The following is a 20073-nucleotide window of genomic DNA, read 5'->3' on the forward strand; positions in this document are numbered from 1 at the left end:
CGAAGATTTAGTTTAAATTATCTGTTGGTAAAAATAGGATAAAAAACCGGGAAATCCAATGTGGATGATGAGAATAATGTGGTAATTAAAATTAGCACACAGAATACACGGAAAATACAGATAAACACGGATTCTATTTTTAACATACAACTAATTATCAGACATGGCAAACCTTGAAAAAATTTAGTACCACATTACGAATGAGATTCCTCCCTTTGGTCGGAATGACTGTCTCCTTTTTGGGAGAGGGGATGAGGAAGTGGCGGCTTCGCCGCCACTTCCTCATCCCTTAAACCACTAATAGGCGAGTCATTCCGACCAAAGGGAGGAATCTCCTGCTCATATCAGCAACTTTACCGAAAGGTATAAGCAGTAAAATTTTTCATGCGTTTGCCATAATATGCCAATGTGAATAATAAGAATAATAAACTGGGAGATTGCGGGTCAAGCCCGCAAAGACAAGATTGTAGAGACGTGGCGTGCCACATCTGTATCATACGAGTTCATTATTCTCATTAAATTATTTTATCATAAAACACAGTTATTATATCAATTATTTAATTTGCTAATTTAGTAATTACATATATATTTACGTTGTGAAATTCGGATTAATAACAAACACACTTATACCCCATGAAAAAACAGTTACTATGTCTCTTTATTCTTTTATGCATTTGCTCGTTACCGGCACTCATGTCGAAAAATTATTATATAGCAACAGATGGTAGCGACACAAATACCGGTGCGATAACATCTCCGTATGCTACCCTCAATAAAGCTCAAAGCCAAGTGGTAGCAGGCGATACGGTGTATATTCGCGGCGGTGTATATCGCATTGCCACAAGTCAGGTGATGGAATATTCGGGCATTTTTGCGCGGGTGTTCAAACTTGATAAAAGCGGTACTGCATCCAAAAGAATCTGCTATTTCGGCTATCCGGGCGAGCGACCGGTATTCGATTTGTCGGATGTAAAGCCTGCTGATTACCGCGTATATGTGTTTTTTGTGAGCGGTTCGTATCTGCATTTCAAAAATTTTGAGGTCGTAGGCACACAAGTAACTATTCTCGACCACACCCAATCGGAATGCTTCCACCACGAGGGCGGCAACAATTGTGTGTATGAAAATTTGTCGATGCACGATGGCAAAGCTATCGGTTTTTATCTGACAAAAGGTAGTAATAATTTGGTACTCAACTGCGATGCCTACAACAATTGGGATGATGTTTCCGAAAACAAGAAAGGTGGAAATACCGATGGTTTTGGCGGACACCCCAATTCCGCCTCCTATACCGGAAACGTATTCCGTGGTTGCAGGGCATGGTACAATAGCGATGACGGCTTCGACCTGATCAGCGCCCATGCCGCTTATACTATCGAAAATTGTTGGGCCTGGCGCAATGGTTATTCCACAACTAACGCATCCTTGGGCGATGGCACCGGAATTAAAGCCGGTGGTTATGGCATGTCGGCATCGCCAAAAGTTCCTACTGTTATACCCCGGCATGTTGTTCGGTTCTGTTTGGCTTACTACAACAAAAACAGGGGAATATACGCCAACCATCATTTGGGCGGAGTTGATTTCGTAAACAACACCAGTTACCAGAATCCAGTCAATTATGAGATGGTAAACCGGAAAAATGCAACCGATGCTACCCCCGTGGATGTGGCAGGTTATGGTCATACTCTCAAAAACAATGTATCATATCTTCCAAGAACTGCCAACAATCATGTTGCGAATATAAATACAGCCGAAAGTGAAGTAATGAACAACTCGTTTACCTTGTCTTTAAGCTTGGGTAATCCCGATTTTGAAAGCATTGATGCCGCACAATTGTCGGCTCCGCGCAAAGCCGACGGCAGTTTGCCCGATATTGACTTTTTGAAGCCGAAAGCCGGAAGCAAGTTGATTGACAAAGGCGTTGACTTAGGTTTTCCGTTCGCTGGCAGCGCGCCCGATTTGGGTTATGCCGAATATCAGATACCGGCGGCAATCGAAAGCGCAATCCTTGATAAGGATTCGGATAAAGAGATTCTATCGCGTGAATATTACGACATTACAGGAAAAAAGGCTACTGGAAAATCGAGCGGCTTACTTATTTGCCGCACTATTTACACAGACAATTCGCTGAGTGTTTCTAAAATATGGAACAAATAATATATTAGCACACGGAAACAACTGATATTTACTATATTATGACAACAAAACAATTCGTTCTTACATTTCTATTTTTTGTAGCTGCTTTTTTGGCATCTGCACGCAACTATTATGTTGCCACCACCGGCAACGACAGCCATGCAGGTAGCATTACAAAGCCTTATGCCACGCTTAGCAAAGCCCAAAGTGTGGTTACGGCAGGCGACACCGTGTATATTCGCAGCGGTGTATATCACCTCACCGAAAGCCAGATAATGGAATATATTCCTTCCACTACCCGCATTACGAATCACAAAGCCAATCTGGCCTGCATTTTCAAATTCGACAAAAGCGGTACTGCTGCGAAGCGTATTTGCTATTTCGGCTACCCGGGCGAACGTCCGGTGTTTGATATGTCGGATGTTAAACCGGCCAATTATTGGATGGTGTCGTTTTTTGTAAATGCCTCTTACCTGCATTTCCGAAATTTTGAAGTTATCGGAACGCAGGTTACTGTTACTACGCCCACAAATTCGTGGTGTTTTGCCAATATCAACGGCAGTTACAATATTTACGAAAACCTTGCAGCACACGATGGTATGGCCACCGGATTCTGGATAGAGCAGGGACAAAACAACCTGGCGCTGAACTGCGATTCGTACAATAACTGGGATAGTGTGTCGGGCGATAAAAAAGGCGGCAACAGCGATGGTTTCGGCGGACACATGTATCACAGCCAGACCGATACAGGTACTGTGTTTCGCGGATGCCGGGCATGGTACAACAGCGATGATGGCTTTGACCTGATAAATTCCAAAGCAGGTTTTACCTTTGAAAATTGCTGGTCGTTCTACAACGGTTATTCTACTACGGGCGCTTCGCTGGGCAATGGCGCGGGCTTCAAATCGGGTGGTTATGGGATGAAAGCCACTGCCACGCCACCTGCGGTAATTCCGCGCAATGTGGTGCGTTTTTGTCTGGCTGTAGAAAACAAGGCACAGGGTTTTTATGCCAATCACCATCTGGGCGGAATAGATTTTTACAACAATACATCCTATCGCAATCCGTCAAATTACAATATGATTTGCAGGAAAGATGCCAACACCGCTGTGGATGTAGCCGGATACGGGCATAATATCAAAAATAATGTGTCGTACAGCCCGCGTACGGCAGACAGTCATATCTCCAATATCAACTATGCCGAAAGTAAGGTGCAAAACAATTCGTGGGATTTCAGCACATTTACACTAAGCAACTCCGATTTCCGAAGCATAGACGTGAGCCAACTTACACTTCCACGCCAAGCCGACGGCAGTCTGCCCGATATTGATTTCTTGAAACCCTCCGCTACCAGCCAGTTGATTGACAAAGGTGTTGACACAGGTTTCCCCTTCAAAGGCAGCGCGCCCGATTTGGGGTATTCTGAGTATAAATAATGGGAATAATATGCCAATGTGAATAATGAGAATAATGTAGAGGCTGTCTCGAACGTATTTTTGAACGCAAATTACGCAGATTACGCGAATTCGCGCAAATAATTTTATGAATTGACTGATTTTAAACAGTATATAAATTGTGATAATTCGCGTAATCTGCGTAATTTGCGTTCTTTTGAAACAGCCTCTTTCTATTGCTGTCATTGCGGGCTCCGCCCGCAATCCCCCAAGCATGGCACAAAACCCCGTGCATTGCACAACCTCTCAGTAGAGACGTGGCGCGCCACGTCTCTACACACGCACTGTCGAGACGCGCAAATATTTCATCATCCCATCAATTGTGAATATCGTGTGTTGGGCGTATGCCATACGCCCCTACGAACCACAAAATTTTAATAAATTCCGTCTGTTTTTAAAATTTCCTTTGAAAGATTACGCTCTTTAAAAAGCATCTCTTTTGCTTTCCTCTTGTATTCTTCTGTGTATTCAAAACAAAAAAAGATGCTATAATATAAATCCAATTTTTCATCCACTAAAAAGTCAGGATGAAAAATGGCAAGTTCCAAAATGCTGATTTTATCAGTTTTTATATCAGGAATCATACTTATATACCCATCAAATAATCTATACGGGCTTCCGTATGCTGAAAAAACTGTCAAAAAATTATTCTTATTATGGTAATCCTTATACTGATTCCTGATGTCCCTATACGAATAATTAATATCAATAATATCTTGTCTTAAATAATACGATTTACCATTTCGTAATAAGATAATTTCCTCTGTTGGAAATAATAATAAAGTATCGTTATCGCTGTTCACAAAATAATAATCATCCGAAATACGATTATTATCGGAGCAACCAATGAGCATAACTGATAAAAAGACGAGGTATAGTATAACAGATTTCATGATTTTTTTAATTCTCATAAATGTGTGTATTCACCAATTCCCCGAATGAAGGTGTTATAAAATGCGGAAGCGTGGGAACTTTCAGTTTATCTAATTTGAGGTACGACCAAGCACCCACACAGAAATAAACAGTTACCCCCACGCCTAGCGGATATATACGTAGAGTATATACGCGAAGCATGAACGTTTGCAAACTGCTTATCCTTCTGTGTAAAAATTGGTCGTTTTCAAATTAAGGATAAAGCTAAAACGCTTCAATAAATATGTAATAAATCAAGGGCTTAGCAACGCTTTGCCGGTTCGTCCCATGACATGGGCAAAGATAGGTAAATATGTGAAGAAGTAAAAGCGATAAGGGAAAAATAAACAGTACAAACGCATGAAAAATTTTAGAACCACTATTGCGGATGAGATTCCTCCCTTTGGTCGGAATGACTGTCTCCTTTTTGGGAGAGGGGATGAGGAAGCGGCGGCGAAGCCGCCGCTTCCTCATCCCTTAAACCACTAACAGGCGAGTCATTCCGACCAAAGGGAGGAATCTCCTGCTCATATCAGGAAAGGTATAAGCTATAAAATTTTTCATGCGTTTGCCATAGGAAAATAAATTTTTAAATGTGTCAATGAGAATTATGTGCCAATATGCCAATGTGAATAATGTAGGGTCGTGGCGTGCCGCGACCATTTCTATTTCTGTCATTGCGGGCTCCTACCCGCAATTGGAGCGGAGCGTAAATCGGCCTTAGCCAATCTCCTGACAATCAACGCTAATTATATATTCGTAGCAACCCGTTCGCGGCAGCGGGCGTATGCCATACGCCCCTACGAACCCCCTACATTATTCACATCAGCACATTATTCTCATTGGCATATTGGCACATTATTCTCATTGGCATATTGGCACATTATTCCCATTAATATTGTACCGAAAGGTAATTGTAGTCGTCTATGATTTTTTTCAGGAAGGCGCGGTCGCTTCCCTCGTAAGAATAATCTGTTGTTTTCTTTACTTTTTTGGCTAAATACCGGAGTGTGTCGGGGTCGCTGTTGTACCTGTAATTTTCCAGTACTGCACGGATGGTAGCTATGTCCTTGTCGGTCAGTTTCTCCAGTACATCGCTGTAAACTACCGTATAGTTGTCGTGAAAATCCAAATCGGGAATGCTCGGTTGGTAGCTACCTGCTTCGGGCTTGAGGCTGATAACGGTTGTTTTGGCCAGAATGTCGCCCAATCGTTGCGATTTTTCGGTAGCAGCCACTAAGACAACGGCGAGGATGCTGTTGGTTAATGTAAAATCGACCAGCCGGAACAGCCATCGTATGAGGTAGCTACCAACCGAGGGGGTAGTTCCATCTATGTTTACTACTTTTATTTTCAGTATCTTTTTGCCGGGGCTTTGTCCATTGTTGAAAATCTCGAACAGCAGGTCGTAAAAAACAACGGGCAAACAGGCGATTAAAAATAGCCAGACCATTATATCCTCGTTGCTGAACGAATAGAGTATTATTACCAGCCAGACAATGAACCATATCATGATAAAAAGGCCATCCAATAAAGTGGCTAAAATGCGGGGGCCTAATCCGGCAGCGCGCATATCAAGGGTTACGTTTTGAGTTGTTTGTATCTGAATTGGCATTCGAGTGTTATGTATAGTTAATTGAGTTTACAAAAGTAAAATATTTTTCAATAACTTTTTGCCCTTTTTTGCAAAGAACTATCTTTGCAGGTAACTTAATACGCCGACCGGACATGAGAGAAGCCTTTTTTATAAAGCAAAACAAAGATAAATGGGTAAAAATCGAAAAAGAAGGATACAACGACCCGTCCTCCGACGACCTCGCCAATAACTTTATAGAATTGACCGATGACCTCTCGTATGCAAAAACTTTTTACCCTGATTCACAGACCGAAAAATACCTGAACAGGTTGGCCGGAAAATATTTTATGGGCATCTACAAGCACCGGAAAAGAGAAGCCGGACGGTTTTGGCGTTTTTGGAAGGAGGAACTTCCCCTGGTTATGTATCAGCGGCGCAAGCTTATGTTCTATTCGTTTCTTTTTCTCTTATTGGGTTTTACCTTGGGCGCCTTTTCCGCCAGTCAGGATACCGGTTTTGTGCGATTGATACTGGGTGATTCGTACGTGAATCAGACCTTGGAGAATATTGATAAAGGAGACCCGATGGCTGTTTATAAGGCTGAGGAATCGGCGCCTATGTTTCTTATGATTTCCAGCAATAATATTAAGGTTGCTTTCATAGCCTTTATTTTTGGCATTCTGTTTTCCATCGGGAGCGTTTATATCCTGTTTTCCAATGGGGTTATGCTGGGCGCTTTTCAGTATTTCTTTTACCAAAAGGGACTGTTGACGACTTCCATGTTGTCGATATGGCTCCACGGCACGCTCGAAATATCCGCTATTATCATTGCCGGCGGAGCAGGATTGGCGCTGGGAAACAGCCTCCTGTTCCCCCAAAGCTATCCGAGACTGTATGCCCTGACAAAAGCAGCTAAGGATGCCTTGAAAATTGTGGTCGGATTAATCCCCGTCTTCATAGTAGCCGCCTTTATCGAAAGCTTCCTGACACGCTTAACCGAAATACCCATCGCTTTCAACCTGACAATCATTGGCCTGTCGGCCAGCTTCATCGGCTATTATTTCTTCTATTATCCTTATAGGGTGCATTTGCGGGAAGTGGGATAGGGGTGTTATAGTGAAGGAGGTATTGGAGGGGAGATAGAAAAACCCCGCCGATAATGGGCGGGGCAAGGCCGATTGACTTTGAATGTCAAATTAAAAATGCAACCGACTTGTTTATTTCCTCCGATATTTCGGTTAAAGCCTTTTGCAATGTGCTGATTTCTGCTTTATTGAATGATGCCTGTTTCCCATTCACTACATTGCCATTCAGGCGTTGGTAGAACCATTGAGGCGTTTTATTAAAATAGTTTTTTGCTAAATAAGAAACTGATATAATCGGTAGTACATTTTGTAATTTTTGGCGTAATTCTAACTCTTTCAGTTCATCATTTCGCTCCTGCATATCTGAAATAAACGCTTCATCAGAACCTTGTTCAATAGCCAATTTTTTCATTTCGATGTCAATGGCATTTATTTCTTATTTTCTTTTGATACTTTCTTCATTTTAGTTCCATTTCTAATTTGACAATACAAATTTAATAACCATTTTGTTATTATCGAAGCTTTCCAGCAAAGATTTTTATCTCAAGCAATTATTTTAAGCCTAAGAAACAAAAAAGAGCATACAATTAATTATATTTCAATTAATTATATGCTCTTTGTCGGGATAAGACGACTCGAACGTCCGACCTCCACGTCCCGAACGTGGCGCGCTACCAACTGTGCTACATCCCGCTTTTTTATGCGTTGCAAAGATAGATAAAAAACTGAAAACTGAAAAAAATAAATGAGAATAATGTATGTCGTGGCGTGCCGAGACTATTTTTCTTTCTGTCATTGCAGGCTTGACCCGCAATCCCCCAAGCGCGAGCAAGTCTCTCCGATTTTGTTCCATACTCGGGAGATTGCGGGTCAAGCCTGCAATGACAGTCAGTTTATAGTCGCTTCGTGCCAATTATTCTCATTAGCACACAGAGCAAACATTCAACCCCTTCGGGGTAACGGTATATAATTCTTTCATGCGTTTGCCCTGGGGGGAACTTGTAAACTATCCATTAAAATATTATATTTGCATATAAATTAGTTGGTAATAATGCCGCAAAAAAGGACACGGAAAAAGAAGAATAAAACTCGCCGCAGTGTTAATTGGGTGATTTTAGGAGTAATAGCTATTTCAATTCTTGCTGTTGGCTACTATATTTATGTGAAGAAATTCAAGCAGGCAACTTCTTTCAATAAAGTGGGATTTACGGTGCGCGGCGTCGATTTGTCGCATCACAATCCCATAATAGATTGGAGCGAAGTAACCGGACAAAACATTGGCTTTGTGTATATGAAAGCAACGGGAGGCGTTTCGCACAAAGACCGGAACTACCTCTACAATTATAAATCGGCCAAGAAAAGCAACATCAAAGCCGGAAGTTATCATTTCTACCTTTTTGCTGCTTCGGGGAAAAAACAGGCACAGCATTTTATCAAAACCGCCAGATGCGAGTCGGGCGATTTATTACCGGCCATTGATGTTGAACACTCACCCGACAATCCGCATAGCCACGATACCGTTTATACACAGCTTGTTGTAAAAGAATTGAAAGCGCTCGAAAACGAACTGTACGAGTATTATGGGGTACATCCGGTGATTTATACAAATAAACAATGCTATGGCCTGTACATAAAAGATTACTTCTTCGATAATCCGTTGTGGATATGCGATTTGAGCGCTGAACCTTCGGGTATTGATAATTGGATGATTTGGCAATTCTCGCACAAAGGGAAATTGGATGGAATTAAAGGCGACATTGATTTAAACTATTATCGCTACTCGTACGAAGAACTGAATAAAATATTAATGCCTTAAGCCATGAAGAAAATAACGCTTTATATGCTTTGTCTGGCTTTTATCCTGACTTCTTGTTTTAAGGAAGAAGACTTCGACAACAGCAAAAAAGGAAATTTTGAAGCATTGTGGAAAATCATGGATGAAAGGTATTGCTTTTTTGAATACAAAGACATCGACTGGAATGAAATACACGACAAGTATGCGGAGCGAATCAGCGAAGATATGGGCAACGAAGCCTTATTCGATGTGCTGGGGCAAATGCTTGCCGAGGTCAAAGACGGACATGTGAATTTGGCTACCAGCTACGATATGGCGCGTTATTGGAAGTGGTTTGAAGATTATCCCGACAATTTTGACGAAAAAATACAGCGAATTTACATCGGAACGGATTACAGGATTGCTGGCGGTCTGAAATACAAAGTGTTAGAAGACAATATCGGCTATGTTTACTACGAAAGTTTTTCGGATGGAGTAGGGGAAGGCAATCTGGATCAGGTACTGGACCGTTTAGCCGTCTGCAATGGCATTATTTTTGACGTCAGAAATAACGGCGGTGGCGTTTTGACTAACGCCGAACGAATCGCCAGCCGCTTCTTCAACGAAAAAACATTGATAGGTTACATCACCCACAAAACCGGAAAAGGGCACAACGATTTCTCGGAACCTTACGAAAGGTATATCGAACCGTCGGGCAGGTTACGTTATCAGAAAAAGGTGGCAATCCTCACAAACAGGCGGAGCTTTAGCGCAACCAACGATTTTGTAAATGCAATGAAGTATGCCCCGAATGCCGTAATAATAGGCGATAAAACGGGTGGAGGCAGCGGATTACCCTTTAGTTCCGAATTGCCAAACGGCTGGTCGGTACGCTTTTCGGCATCGCCCATGACCAACGCCGAAGGAGAACATATAGAATTTGGCATCGACCCCGATATAAAGGTCAGCATGTTGACTTCCGACAAAAACAAGAGAAGAGACTCCATTATTGAGGCGGCACGCAAGTATTTAGCCCCCTGAATCCCCCGTGGGGGACAGCCCCTCCAACCTCCCCGTAGGGGAGGCTTTTAAAGTCTCCCTAGGGGGATTTAGGGGGCTAAATACCCTTCCATCTCGGCCTGAAGTTTTTGAGCTTCCTCGCGTGCTGCTTTAGCGTAATTTTCTGTGTTACTGGCATAAATAATTGCTCTGGAGGAGTTTACCAGCAAGCCGCATTCGTCTGTCATGCCATATTTTACCACTTCGGCCAAACTACCACCCTGAGCGCCTACTCCGGGTACAAGCAGAAAGTGGTGTGGAGCCAGTTTCCGTACATCGGCAAACATCTCGCCACGCGTAGCGCCTACCACATACATCAACTGTTCATCGGTTCCCCATTCCTGCGATTTTCTCAGCACTTTTTCAAACAATCGTTCTCCATTTTCGTCTTTTGTCAGCTGGAAATCGAGGGAACCCTTGTTGGATGTCAGGGCTAAAAGTACCACCCACTTGTTTTTGTAAGCCAAAAAAGGTTTCACACTGTCTTCGCCCATGTATGGCGCTACCGTAACTGCGCTCGCTTTCAGGTGCTTAAAAGCCGATGCCGCATACATGTCGGATGTATTGCCAATATCGCCGCGTTTGGCATCGAGTATAATAAACTGGTCGGGATACTTTGTGCGAATATATTCTACTGTTTTTTCCAGCGCCCAAACACCTTTCACACCCATACTTTCGTAAAAAGCCGCGTTGGGTTTATAAGCCACGCAGTAAGGAGCGGTAGCATCTACAATAGCTTTGTTGAAGGCATAAACAGGATCTTCCTCGCTCAATAAATGTTCGGGAATTTTATTAATATCCGTATCGAGACCGACACAGAGGAATGATTTTTTACTCCTTATGTTGTTGATGAGTTCTTGCTTTGTCATAAATCAGTTATTTATCAATATTTTTTGGTTTTACATAACCGACAGTATTACGATGTCGTATCGGCGTATCGGATGCTTTTTCCGCCAAAACCGTCAAAGACATATACAAATCGGAAATAGCTTCGTCGGTTATTTTGTTGTAATCTTCCAAATCATCAATGCGTTGTCTCAGTTCTTCAATTTCCTTGGGCGCAATTTTTTGTTGTACAAGATAACTTCGTACAGCAACAAATACACGCATGATATTAATATTTATTTCAATAGCTTGCTTACTACTAAGGACAGAAGAAAGCATTGCAACTCCTTGCTCTGTGAATGCATAAGGGAGATAACGATTACCGCCCCAACTTGAGAACGCAAATTGCGTTCTCAAGTTTTTCCATTCATCCAAGTTGAGTTCAATCATGAAATCTGATGGAAAACGCTCAATATTGCGACGAACTTGTTCTTTAAGGCGACCTGTTTTAATTCCATACATTTCCGCCAAGTCGAAATCAAACATGACCCTTACACCTCTGATTTCGTATATTTTATTTTCAATAACCGATAACTCCATTATTTCTTTTTTACAATTCACTTTCTTTCAATCGCTCGGTATTTTCGGCCACAATCAGCTGGTCGATAATTGGTTGAACATCGCCGTCTATTATTGCCGATAAATTATACAGCGTCAGGTTGATGCGATGATCGGTAACGCGTCCCTGCGGATAATTGTAGGTGCGAATTTTAGCCGAACGGTCGCCGGTTGATACCATTGTCTTCCGTTTGGAAGCTATTTCGGCCTGATATTTCGACAGCTCTATATCGTAGAGTTTCGTCCTTAACATCTGCATGGCCAGTTCCCGGTTGGCTAACTGCGAGCGCGCTTGCTGGCACACAACCACCATACCTGTTGGTTTATGGGTCAGTTGCACTTTTGTTTCTACTTTGTTCACATTTTGCCCGCCGGCCCCGCTCGACCGCGCTGTCTGCATCTCCACATCGGCAGGATTGAGTTCAAAGTCAACCTCTTCGGCTTCGGGCAACACGGCAACGGTCGCCGCCGAAGTATGCACCCGGCCTTGCGTTTCGGTGGCAGGAACACGCTGAACGCGGTGCACCCCCGATTCGTATTTCAAAATACCATACACCCCTTCTCCCGTTACGGTAAAAATAATTTCCTTGTATCCTCCCGCCGAACCTTCCGTTAAACTGGTAACTTCGGTTTTCCAGCCTTTAAGTTCGCAGTATTTTGTGTACATGCGGTAGAGGTCGCCTGCAAAAATAGCGGCTTCATCGCCACCCGTTCCACCGCGAATTTCGACAATCGCATTTTTATTGTCTTGAGGATCGGAAGGTACGAGCAAAAATTTTATTTCTTCTTCGAGCAATGGCAAGCGTTTGGAAGCCGAATCCAGTTCTTCTTTGGCAATTTCGCGCATTTCCGAATCCGATTCGCTGTCCAGTATTTTTTTTGCTTCGGATATGCTCGTCAATACCTGCAAGTATTCTTTTCGGGCGGCGGCAATCTTTTGCAAGTCGCTGTATTCTTTATTCAGCTTCACATAACGCTTCATGTCGGATATAACATCCGGGTCGGTTATCAATGTTCCGATTTCTTCAAAACGGATAACCAGAACGTCCAGCTTTTCTAAAAGGGAAGTTTGAGACATTTATTTTTTCCTGAGATTATTTGCAAAGATACGGTTTTAACTGAAAAGTACCAATGAGAGAGATGAGAATAATGGGGGAATGTGAATAATGAGACTAATATGCCAATAAGAATAATGAAAATATAGCCGTCAGGCCAAGGCTGAAAGCCTTTGAGCATTAGCTTATTCGGACTTTTTCATGGTTTGCCCTATGTACAAATGTGAATAATGAAATTAATAACCAATGGTTAGAGGTTAATGGTTAGCAAAGACAATGTGCCGATGTAAATAACGACCGGGCAACGCATGGCATTGCCCTTTGTCCTTTTATTATAACCTCATTTTCACCTAATTTCAATTACAAAACAACCTCAGTAGCAATGTGTTATATTCGCAACCTCTTGTTTGGCGCAAGTTTTCAACTACCGAAAGTTATAAACTTTCTACATTACAGGCACAAGTTAGAAACTTGCGCCAAACAGGGGGGGCAAGCCCGCAATGACAGGCTTTTTTATTTCATTGGCACATTATTTATCAAAGATTTTGTCGAAATAATCGGGTTTCGACAATTTACCGTTGACCAAGGTAACCACCTCTATCACAGCTTCGGAGCATAGCACATTGTCGGATACGCGTATGATTTGTTGCTTGAACAAATAGCGGATGCCTTTCTTTTCGTAATCTACCGTACACCAAAATTCTTCGCCGCCGTGCAGCGAATTCCGGTATTTTATATTCACCTGCGATACCACGGCATCAATGCCTTGCAGGTGTATGTCGTAAAACCTGATTCCGTACGATTCCAAAAATTCGTGGCGGGTAACTTCGTAATAATGTTGGTAATTGGCATTGTTAACTATACCTTGGGCGTCGCATTCGTAATCGCGAACTTTCATTTTATAAGAGAACAGCGGTTGCATTATTTTCGTTTTTTATAGTTGACCGTTATCTATATCTTTCACATATAACTGTGTGTTTGTCTTACCGTTGTGCACATTTTCCTCGAGGGTGTAGCATATCTCGAAAGAGCCGCCCTTTACCAGCGGAAAACTCGAGCCTTGCCGGAAAGCTATGCCGTGCAAAAGTTGAGCCGAGGTAATATCAATCATTTCGAGCTTGATGTGTTCCGATTGTTTTCCCACCAGCTTGCTTGTGCCGTAATCTATCGCATTTTTTGTGGTGAATATCGGATTCAGGTTATCGGGGCCAAAAGGGGCGAAGCGCAGGAGGTCGAACATAAATTTGTTGTCAATGTCCTTAAATTCGAGCATGGCATCAATATTAATTTGCGGACGCATCATTTCGGGCGCTATTTCTTTGACCGACAGCTCCTCAAACCTCCGCTTGAACTCTTCCAGATTTTCTTCTTTGAGCGATAAGCCGGCGGCATAAGTATGCCCGCCAAAGTTTTCGAGAATATCTTTACAGGCTTCTATCGCTTTGTAGATGTCGAAACCCATGACCGACCTGGCCGAACCTGTAATCAGGTCGTTCGATTTGGTGAGGACGACAGCCGGACGGTGGTATTTTTCGGTGAGCCGCGAGGCCACTATTCCGATAACGCCTTTGTGCCAGTTTTCGTTGTAGATAACAATGCTTTTGTAGTCCTCTATAACCACCGACTCGTCGATAAAGGTATTTGCTTCGTCGGTTATCCGTTTATCCAGTTCCCGCCTGTCGTCGTTATAATGGTCGATGTTCTCGCTTTTAATCAGGGCTTCTTCTATGCTGCTCGACAACAGCAGATCGACTGCTTCCTTGCCATTCATCATTCGTCCCGATGCATTGATTCGCGGTCCGATTTTAAAAACGATGTCGCTGATAGTGATGGTTTTGCCTTTCAGTCCGCCAATACTGATAATCCCTTTCAGTCCGAGACTTGGATTAGAATTGAGTTGTTTTAGCCCGTAGTAGGTCAATATGCGGTTTTCGCCCGTTATGGGTACTATGTCCGAAGCCACGCTCACGGCCACCAAATCGAGTAATTCGGTTAGTTCCGAGAATTTGATTTTGTTATTGTAGGCCAATGCCTGTACTAGCTTGAAGCCCACGCCACAACCCGAAAGATGTTCGTAAGGATAGATAGAATCGGGACGTTTGGCATCAACAACGGCCACCGCATCGGGTAGAATGGCGTCCGGCATGTGATGGTCGCAGATAATAAAATCAATGCCTTTGCTTTTGGCATACGACACTTTTTCGATAGCTTTTATGCCGCAATCGACAGCAATAATCAATTTCACATTGGTTTCGGATGCATAATCAATGCCTTGCTCCGATATACCATACCCTTCGTCGTACCTGTCGGGAATATAGTAATCAAGATTGGAGCTGAACTTTCTCAGAAATTTGTAAACAAGAGCAACAGCCGTAGTTCCATCTACATCGTAGTCTCCATAGACCAATATGCGCTCTTTTTCCCCTAAAGCTTTTTCTATTCTTTGTACCGCTTTTGCCATATCCGGTAATAAAAACGGATCGTGCAAGTCTTTTAAGTTGGGATGAAAAAATCTCTCAGCCTCTTCGACTGTAGTAATCCCACGTTGTATAAGTAGCTGACAAAGGATAGGATTTATACCCAGTTGTTTTGCCAGGTTATCTCTTTCTTCTTTTTTTTGTTCTGTTAGGGGTTCGTAATTCCATTTGTAAATCATTATATATTGTTTTTCTTTCTTCTATCACAAGGGGAGACGCTCTGTCTCAGGTTGTTATGTGTTTCATGATACACCATAACACAAGGGTTGCCGCCAATTCCGGCAGCTTTAACATGTAAAGATAATATTATTATGTTGTCTTTAACAAACAAGTTAAACTTTTTTTGGTGTTTCGTTACACTATAAGCTAAAACAAAGATATTATCCGAAAAGTTTGATTGATATATAAAGTTTTGTACTTTAGCGTGGAAAATACAGTTCAAGCTATATAAACAGTTCGGTACAGTCTCATTCAAACGGATTTGTACCAATATAATGTAAAAAACAAAAAAACCATGAAGACTAATTATTTTTATTTATGTGCCTTTTTAATGCTTTTTCAACTATCTTCGGCACAGAAAAAACCGATTTATCCCATTGCCGGAGCCGACGAAAAAACACCTTCCCGTTCCCAGTACTTTAGCTGGATAAACAACACCAACGAAGGCCCAACGGAACAACAAACCTCGATTAACCTCGATTTTTTTGAGTGGTTGAACAAGGAATACGGCATGACGCTGGACATCTACGCTTTCGATGCCGGATTGATTGATGGGAATAATTTCTATGGAACCACCAAATCGGCTCGTTTCAAGTCGAAATTTCCACAGGGATTGGATGCTGTTTACCGGAAAGCGAAAAATATGAATACGCGCCTGGGTAGTTGGGGCGGCCCCGACGGGTTCGGAAATACGCCTCAGGAAGCTGCTGGGCGGATAGAAACAATGGTGGCGCTTTGCCGCGATTACGAATGGGCTTTATTCAAGTTCGACGGCGTATGTGGTGGCTTGCGGAAAGATAAAACGAATTATTTTATCGAGATGATGCAAAAAGCACGCTCATACTCTCCCGATTTAATCCTGCTGAATCACCGTTTGGAACTGTACGAAGGCTTGCCCTATGCCACTACTTTTCTTTGGGAAGGACAGGAAACCTACGTGGATGTACATGTGAGCAACAATGTAACGGCTCCTCACAACCGTGCCGGCACGCTGGCTCGCGGACTGGTTCCCGGCCTGAAACGCTTGACGGAAGACCACGGCGTATGTTTGTCCTCCTGCCTCGATTATTGGGACGATGACCTTATTTTGCAGGCATTCAACCGTTCGCTGATTCTTGCTCCCGAAATATACGGAAACCCCTGGTTATTGTCCGATGACGAGTTTCCCAAATTGGCGCGGATTTACAACCTTCACCGCAAATTCAGGGATATATTGGTCAACGGAATGGTGTTGCCCGATTCCTACGGACGCTATCCGGTTTCGCGCGGTGATGCCGAAACCCGCCTGATTACCTTGCGAAACCTGACTTGGAACGACCGTGAACAAACGGTACGCTTGAACGAAGAAATCGGCCTGACCAAAGGCAAAGCTGTTTATGTTCGCCAGTTTCATCCGGTGGAAAAAATGGTGGGGACGTATAAATACGGCGATGTTATAAACATAAAGGTTCCTGCATTTCGTTCGTTGCTACTTTTTGCTTCGAGCAATGAGAAGTACAACGACGAACCCGGTATTGAGGGGGTTGATTATGAGGTAGTCAAAAATATTCCAGGGAAACCGGTTGAGATTCGCCTGTTGGGATTGCCGGGTACTTCGGCTACTATTAAGTTGCCGAAAGGATTTTCTGCTAAAAGCGTATCCATTGATGGGAAAGCTGTTCCCGCCCTGGCTTCGGGGAAATCCGTCAATATCCAATTTGAAGGCGAGGTTTTGAAACATCCCTATCACCGGAAATTGGCCGATTTGTCCCGCACCGAATTTTCCGCAGATGTTTCGGCTTTGTACGAAGCTACCGTTTTTGCCGCCGACAATAACGCGCTGGAAGTCCGTTCGTTAAACCGATCGGGCGAAACTAAGATTCCGGTGGTGAAAGCGGCGCGGGATGCCTTTTTCAATCAAGCGACATTTATCGACAGGGGCGTATGGGATAAATACCTGTTTGATGGAGACATGGAAACCGGTTTTTGGGCCGAAAGATGGAAGAACCGTGATGTACTTAAAAGCGCTTGTTTACGCTTGGATTTGGGAAAAGAACAGGCCGTTGACAGTATAATTGTCAAAGTAAAAGACTATTACCGCTTGAGGCCGCTGTTGCCGGATGAAGGTCGTTTCGCTCAACTGTCTTCCGATTTAAAGAGCTGGAGAACAATTACATACATTTGTGGCACACGGATGAATATTCCGGTAAATACCTCGCTCCGTTACCTGAAATTGAATCCTTACCCCGATGCCATTTCGGAAATTGAAGTTTATTACAAGGGGCGAAAAGTTGACCCTTCGGCTTTTCGTGCCAGTAATTTGTTTACCGATTCGCAACAGATGAAATGCGAGGCCTTGTGGACAAGCTCGTTTGTGCTGGACGAGGTAGCCGAAAACAGTTACCTGTCGGTAGCCATCAACGGCAAACATGGAGATGAAAGCGCTTATGCCGCCCTCAAAGTGGATGGAAAATTGGTTGGCGCACCCTCCCGCGCCAAGTCCTATCGCTCTAACGCTTGGGAAGATTCCACTAGCCGGACAGCCTCCAACGCCAACTTCACTTATTATTTCCCCTTGGATGATAGCATGAAAAACAAGAAAATAGAAGTGTTTGTCATGGGATACAACAAAGACTTCCTAAACCTCCAGCCCGAAGTATGGATTTCGGCCTATCCGGTTCCGTATAAGGAAAAACGGATGATGATTCGATAGAATAATGTGCTAATGTGCTGATGAAAATAATGAGAATAATATGCCAATGGGAATAATGTGAATGTAGGGTCGTGGCGTGCCGCGACTATTGACAATGAATTGTTCGACCCACCTGTCATTGCGAGCTCCGACCCGCAATCTCCTATCAATCAACATTATGTAGGGGCGTATCGAAATAGCGTTGCCCCAATTATTATTCACATTGGCATATTATTCCCATTCAAGAGAGAGAAGATTTATCTTCTCTTTTTTGCAGCGGCTTTGGCTTGTTGTTGCTGAAGTTTTTGTGCTTCGGCTATGCGTGCCATGAAACCTGATTTCTTTCTGGGCTTTTTCTTATTTTCTTCCAGTTTTTTCAGCAAGGCTTCTTCGTCGATAAGGTAGCGGAAACCGAGCGTTAACAGGATAGTAATCAATGTAGATAAGAAATAATAGTAGGTAAGCCCCGAAGGATAGTTATTCAGCACAAACAGGAATATGACCGGCATAAGCATCATCATCCACTTCATACCCGGCATTTGTTGCTGACCGGTATTGGTGGCATCCATATTGAATTTGGTGTAAACAATATTGGTAACCGTCATGAGGATGCAAAACAAGCTGATGTGATTACCCAACCAGTTGGATAACAGCGGGATGTTTGTATTCCATTCAAAAATGGCATCGTAAGTCGATAAGTCGTTCGCCCAAAGAAAACTTTGCTGGCGCAATTCTATGGCCGACGGGAAGAAACTGAACAAGGCCGCCAAAACAGGGAATTGCAACAGCATGGGAATACATCCGCTCATGGGGTTTGCTCCGGCTTTGTTGTACAAGTCCATCGTTGCCCGTTGCCGCTCGGCAGCCTGATCTTGCTTGGCGTATTTGGCGTTTATTTCTTCTACTTGCGGCCTCAGTACGCGCATTTTGGCCGATGACATGTACGATTTGTATGTCAGTGGGGAGATGATTAATTTCACCAGAACGGTCAGCAGCAGGATGACAATACCCAAGCCAAACCCTGTTTTGTTCAACAGATTGAACAAGGGGATAACAAAAAATTTGTTCACCCAGCGGAATAAGCTCCATCCCAGGGGCACCAATTCGTCCAGATTGAGTATTTGAGAAGCGTCCGACTGATCATCATCGTAGCTTTTAAGCATGGAGTATTTGAGAGGCCCCAAGAAGTACCTGAAGCCTATACTCAGCGTGCCATCAACTCCTTCGATGGGAGTAGTGTATAAAGTAGCTTCGTATTTTTTCAGGTAGTCGTCCGAACCGGTTAAAAGCCTTGAATTTAGCACGGCAATGTTAAATTCGGCATCGGCAATCAACGCCGAAGCAAAAAACTGGTCTTTAAAGGCCACCCATTTTACCGGCGCGGAGATTTCTTCTTTAATATCTTTGCTTTCGCTCAATTCTTCCACATTCTGACCGGCATACTTATAATATATGCTGCTGTAACGCTGCTCGTTGTCGATACTTTTTTCCTGCCTTCTCAGGTCTTGTAGCCAACTGAATACAAATTCTTTTTTGCTGGTCTGGCTTAGCACATCCTGCATACCCACTACCTGTATGTCGAACTTAACTATGTAGCTGTTAGGCTCCAAAGTGTAGATGAAGTCGATATACTTGTTGTCGGAGTAGTTCAGTCTGAGGGTCAACTTGGCGCTATCCCCGGTTTCTATTGGCGCGAAATAGGCGTCAGCCGTATTCAGTTTAATGCTCGATTTATTTTCCAGTTCCAGCGAAAAAGCGGCATCGTTGTTGAACAAATAGAGCGAATCGCCCGTATATGTCAGGTAGCCTTTGGGTTGGGCGCTGGCAATATAGGCGCCTTTTGTCGAAAAGTTCAGCTTCAGCGCCTCATTTTCGAGCGATACCAGTTCTGCCTCGGGACGAGCGACTGCCGCCGAATCGAACGAAGTTAAACTAATTGTATCTTCCTGAACTTGTACCGGTTCAAAAAAATCAGTCGTTGTATTTGTATTTTCCGACCCGGGAACAGTTGCTGAAAGCGAATCGTTAACAGCCTCCGGCTGAGCGTATTGACTTGCCTGTGCTTGTTGTATAGAGTCGTTAAACCGCCTTTGCTCTTGTTCCACCCTGACGCGCTCAAGTTCTTCTTCGGAAGGAGAGTTGAGAAGGGAGAATCCAACAACAACGGCGGCTATAAGTAAAAATCCAATGATTGTATTTTTATCCATTGTAA

General features: G+C 43.3%; 16 protein-coding genes and 1 tRNA gene. 7 read left to right on the forward strand and 10 right to left on the reverse strand.

What is annotated here, in order from left to right:
- The first annotated feature begins 633 nt into the window (after positions 1-633).
- Both ACYPWY_RS09615 and ACYPWY_RS09620 read left to right on the forward strand, forming a co-directional pair.
- The gene (locus ACYPWY_RS09615) at positions 634-2157 is read left to right on the forward strand and encodes a right-handed parallel beta-helix repeat-containing protein (RefSeq protein WP_459685316.1); all 1524 of its coding nucleotides are present in this window, start codon (positions 634-636) and stop codon (positions 2155-2157) included.
- A gap of 38 nt (positions 2158-2195) precedes the next feature.
- Entirely contained in the window at positions 2196-3572 is a 1377-nt protein-coding gene (locus ACYPWY_RS09620; RefSeq protein ID WP_459685317.1) for a right-handed parallel beta-helix repeat-containing protein, read from the forward strand.
- Between the two features lie 392 nt (positions 3573-3964).
- Here ACYPWY_RS09620 and ACYPWY_RS09625 read toward each other — a convergent pair whose 3' ends face one another.
- Positions 3965-4483, reverse strand: coding sequence for a hypothetical protein (locus ACYPWY_RS09625; RefSeq protein ID WP_459685318.1), 519 nt, complete (start codon positions 4481-4483; stop codon positions 3965-3967).
- 379 nt (positions 4484-4862) lie between these two features.
- Here ACYPWY_RS09625 and ACYPWY_RS09630 point away from each other — a divergent pair, with 379 nt between their 5' ends.
- Positions 4863-4991 carry a hypothetical protein gene (locus tag ACYPWY_RS09630; protein WP_459685319.1) on the forward strand — a complete coding sequence of 43 codons (129 nt, stop codon included), beginning with the start codon at positions 4863-4865 and terminating at the stop codon, positions 4989-4991.
- Positions 4992-5394: 403 nt separating this feature from the next.
- Here ACYPWY_RS09630 and ACYPWY_RS09635 read toward each other — a convergent pair whose 3' ends face one another.
- A complete protein-coding gene (locus ACYPWY_RS09635) occupies positions 5395-6117 on the reverse strand; it encodes an RDD family protein (RefSeq protein WP_459685320.1) in 723 nt (240 codons plus the stop codon).
- A 113-nt stretch (positions 6118-6230) separates the two neighbouring features.
- On the opposite strand from ACYPWY_RS09635, the gene ACYPWY_RS09640 reads away from it, so the two are divergent.
- Positions 6231-7184 (forward strand): stage II sporulation protein M, encoded by a 954-nt coding sequence (locus ACYPWY_RS09640; protein ID WP_459685321.1) that lies wholly within the window; start codon positions 6231-6233, stop codon positions 7182-7184.
- Positions 7185-7269: 85 nt separating this feature from the next.
- On the opposite strand, the gene ACYPWY_RS09645 is transcribed toward ACYPWY_RS09640, so the two are convergent.
- Both ACYPWY_RS09645 and ACYPWY_RS09650 read right to left on the reverse strand, forming a co-directional pair.
- Positions 7270-7575 (reverse strand): DUF5053 domain-containing protein, encoded by a 306-nt coding sequence (locus tag ACYPWY_RS09645; RefSeq protein ID WP_459685322.1) that lies wholly within the window; start codon positions 7573-7575, stop codon positions 7270-7272.
- Between the two features lie 208 nt (positions 7576-7783).
- Positions 7784-7856: transfer RNA gene (locus ACYPWY_RS09650), tRNA-Pro, on the reverse strand.
- A gap of 358 nt (positions 7857-8214) precedes the next feature.
- On the opposite strand from ACYPWY_RS09650, the gene ACYPWY_RS09655 reads away from it, so the two are divergent.
- Together ACYPWY_RS09655 and ACYPWY_RS09660 are read left to right on the forward strand one after the other, a co-directional pair.
- Positions 8215-8979, forward strand: a complete 765-nt coding sequence (locus tag ACYPWY_RS09655) for a glycoside hydrolase family 25 protein (protein WP_459685323.1) — start codon at positions 8215-8217, stop codon at positions 8977-8979.
- A gap of 3 nt (positions 8980-8982) precedes the next feature.
- A complete protein-coding gene (locus ACYPWY_RS09660; RefSeq protein WP_459685324.1) occupies positions 8983-9978 on the forward strand; it encodes a S41 family peptidase in 996 nt (331 codons plus the stop codon).
- Positions 9979-10046: 68 nt separating this feature from the next.
- Here the strand turns inward: ACYPWY_RS09660 and pyrF are convergent, their stop codons facing one another.
- The 5 genes from pyrF to recJ all read right to left on the reverse strand — a co-directional run bounded on the left by pyrF (position 10047) and on the right by recJ (position 15150).
- Complete coding sequence (gene pyrF / locus ACYPWY_RS09665; RefSeq protein WP_459685325.1) at positions 10047-10865, reverse strand: orotidine-5'-phosphate decarboxylase; 819 nt, start codon at positions 10863-10865, stop codon at positions 10047-10049.
- Between the two features lie 7 nt (positions 10866-10872).
- A complete protein-coding gene (locus ACYPWY_RS09670) occupies positions 10873-11421 on the reverse strand; it encodes an ORF6N domain-containing protein (protein WP_459685326.1) in 549 nt (182 codons plus the stop codon).
- Between the two features lie 10 nt (positions 11422-11431).
- Positions 11432-12517, reverse strand: coding sequence for a peptide chain release factor 1 (prfA, locus tag ACYPWY_RS09675; RefSeq protein WP_459685327.1), 1086 nt, complete (start codon positions 12515-12517; stop codon positions 11432-11434).
- Positions 12518-13023: 506 nt separating this feature from the next.
- Entirely contained in the window at positions 13024-13416 is a 393-nt protein-coding gene (locus ACYPWY_RS09680; RefSeq protein ID WP_459685328.1) for an acyl-CoA thioesterase, read from the reverse strand.
- 12 nt (positions 13417-13428) lie between these two features.
- A complete protein-coding gene (gene recJ, locus ACYPWY_RS09685) occupies positions 13429-15150 on the reverse strand; it encodes a single-stranded-DNA-specific exonuclease RecJ (protein WP_459685329.1) in 1722 nt (573 codons plus the stop codon).
- 335 nt (positions 15151-15485) lie between these two features.
- Between recJ and ACYPWY_RS09690 the strand changes: the two genes are divergently transcribed.
- Positions 15486-17882 carry a hypothetical protein gene (locus ACYPWY_RS09690; protein ID WP_459685330.1) on the forward strand — a complete coding sequence of 799 codons (2397 nt, stop codon included), beginning with the start codon at positions 15486-15488 and terminating at the stop codon, positions 17880-17882.
- Between the two features lie 236 nt (positions 17883-18118).
- Here ACYPWY_RS09690 and yidC read toward each other — a convergent pair whose 3' ends face one another.
- Entirely contained in the window at positions 18119-20068 is a 1950-nt protein-coding gene (gene yidC, locus ACYPWY_RS09695) for a membrane protein insertase YidC (protein WP_459685331.1), read from the reverse strand.
- Positions 20069-20073: the final 5 nt, after the last annotated feature.

The organism is Viscerimonas tarda, from assembly GCF_054601255.1.

Excerpts from the sequence above, each read along its gene's own strand:
- ACYPWY_RS09615 (WP_459685316.1), top strand. The coding sequence starts at position 634 with ATGAAAAAACAGTTACTATGTCTCTTTATTCTTTTATGCATTTGCTCG.
- ACYPWY_RS09620 (WP_459685317.1), top strand. The coding sequence starts at position 2,196 with ATGACAACAAAACAATTCGTTCTTACATTTCTATTTTTTGTAGCTGCT.
- ACYPWY_RS09625 (WP_459685318.1), bottom strand. The coding sequence starts at position 4,483 with ATGAAATCTGTTATACTATACCTCGTCTTTTTATCAGTTATGCTCATT.
- ACYPWY_RS09630 (WP_459685319.1), top strand. The coding sequence starts at position 4,863 with ATGAAAAATTTTAGAACCACTATTGCGGATGAGATTCCTCCCTTTGGT.
- ACYPWY_RS09635 (WP_459685320.1), bottom strand. The coding sequence starts at position 6,117 with ATGCCAATTCAGATACAAACAACTCAAAACGTAACCCTTGATATGCGC.
- ACYPWY_RS09640 (WP_459685321.1), top strand. The coding sequence starts at position 6,231 with ATGAGAGAAGCCTTTTTTATAAAGCAAAACAAAGATAAATGGGTAAAA.
- ACYPWY_RS09645 (WP_459685322.1), bottom strand. The coding sequence starts at position 7,575 with ATGAAAAAATTGGCTATTGAACAAGGTTCTGATGAAGCGTTTATTTCA.
- ACYPWY_RS09655 (WP_459685323.1), top strand. The coding sequence starts at position 8,215 with ATGCCGCAAAAAAGGACACGGAAAAAGAAGAATAAAACTCGCCGCAGT.
- ACYPWY_RS09660 (WP_459685324.1), top strand. The coding sequence starts at position 8,983 with ATGAAGAAAATAACGCTTTATATGCTTTGTCTGGCTTTTATCCTGACT.
- pyrF (WP_459685325.1), bottom strand. The coding sequence starts at position 10,865 with ATGACAAAGCAAGAACTCATCAACAACATAAGGAGTAAAAAATCATTC.
- ACYPWY_RS09670 (WP_459685326.1), bottom strand. The coding sequence starts at position 11,421 with ATGGAGTTATCGGTTATTGAAAATAAAATATACGAAATCAGAGGTGTA.
- prfA (WP_459685327.1), bottom strand. The coding sequence starts at position 12,517 with ATGTCTCAAACTTCCCTTTTAGAAAAGCTGGACGTTCTGGTTATCCGT.
- ACYPWY_RS09680 (WP_459685328.1), bottom strand. The coding sequence starts at position 13,416 with ATGCAACCGCTGTTCTCTTATAAAATGAAAGTTCGCGATTACGAATGC.
- recJ (WP_459685329.1), bottom strand. The coding sequence starts at position 15,150 with ATGATTTACAAATGGAATTACGAACCCCTAACAGAACAAAAAAAAGAA.
- ACYPWY_RS09690 (WP_459685330.1), top strand. The coding sequence starts at position 15,486 with ATGAAGACTAATTATTTTTATTTATGTGCCTTTTTAATGCTTTTTCAA.
- yidC (WP_459685331.1), bottom strand. The coding sequence starts at position 20,068 with ATGGATAAAAATACAATCATTGGATTTTTACTTATAGCCGCCGTTGTT.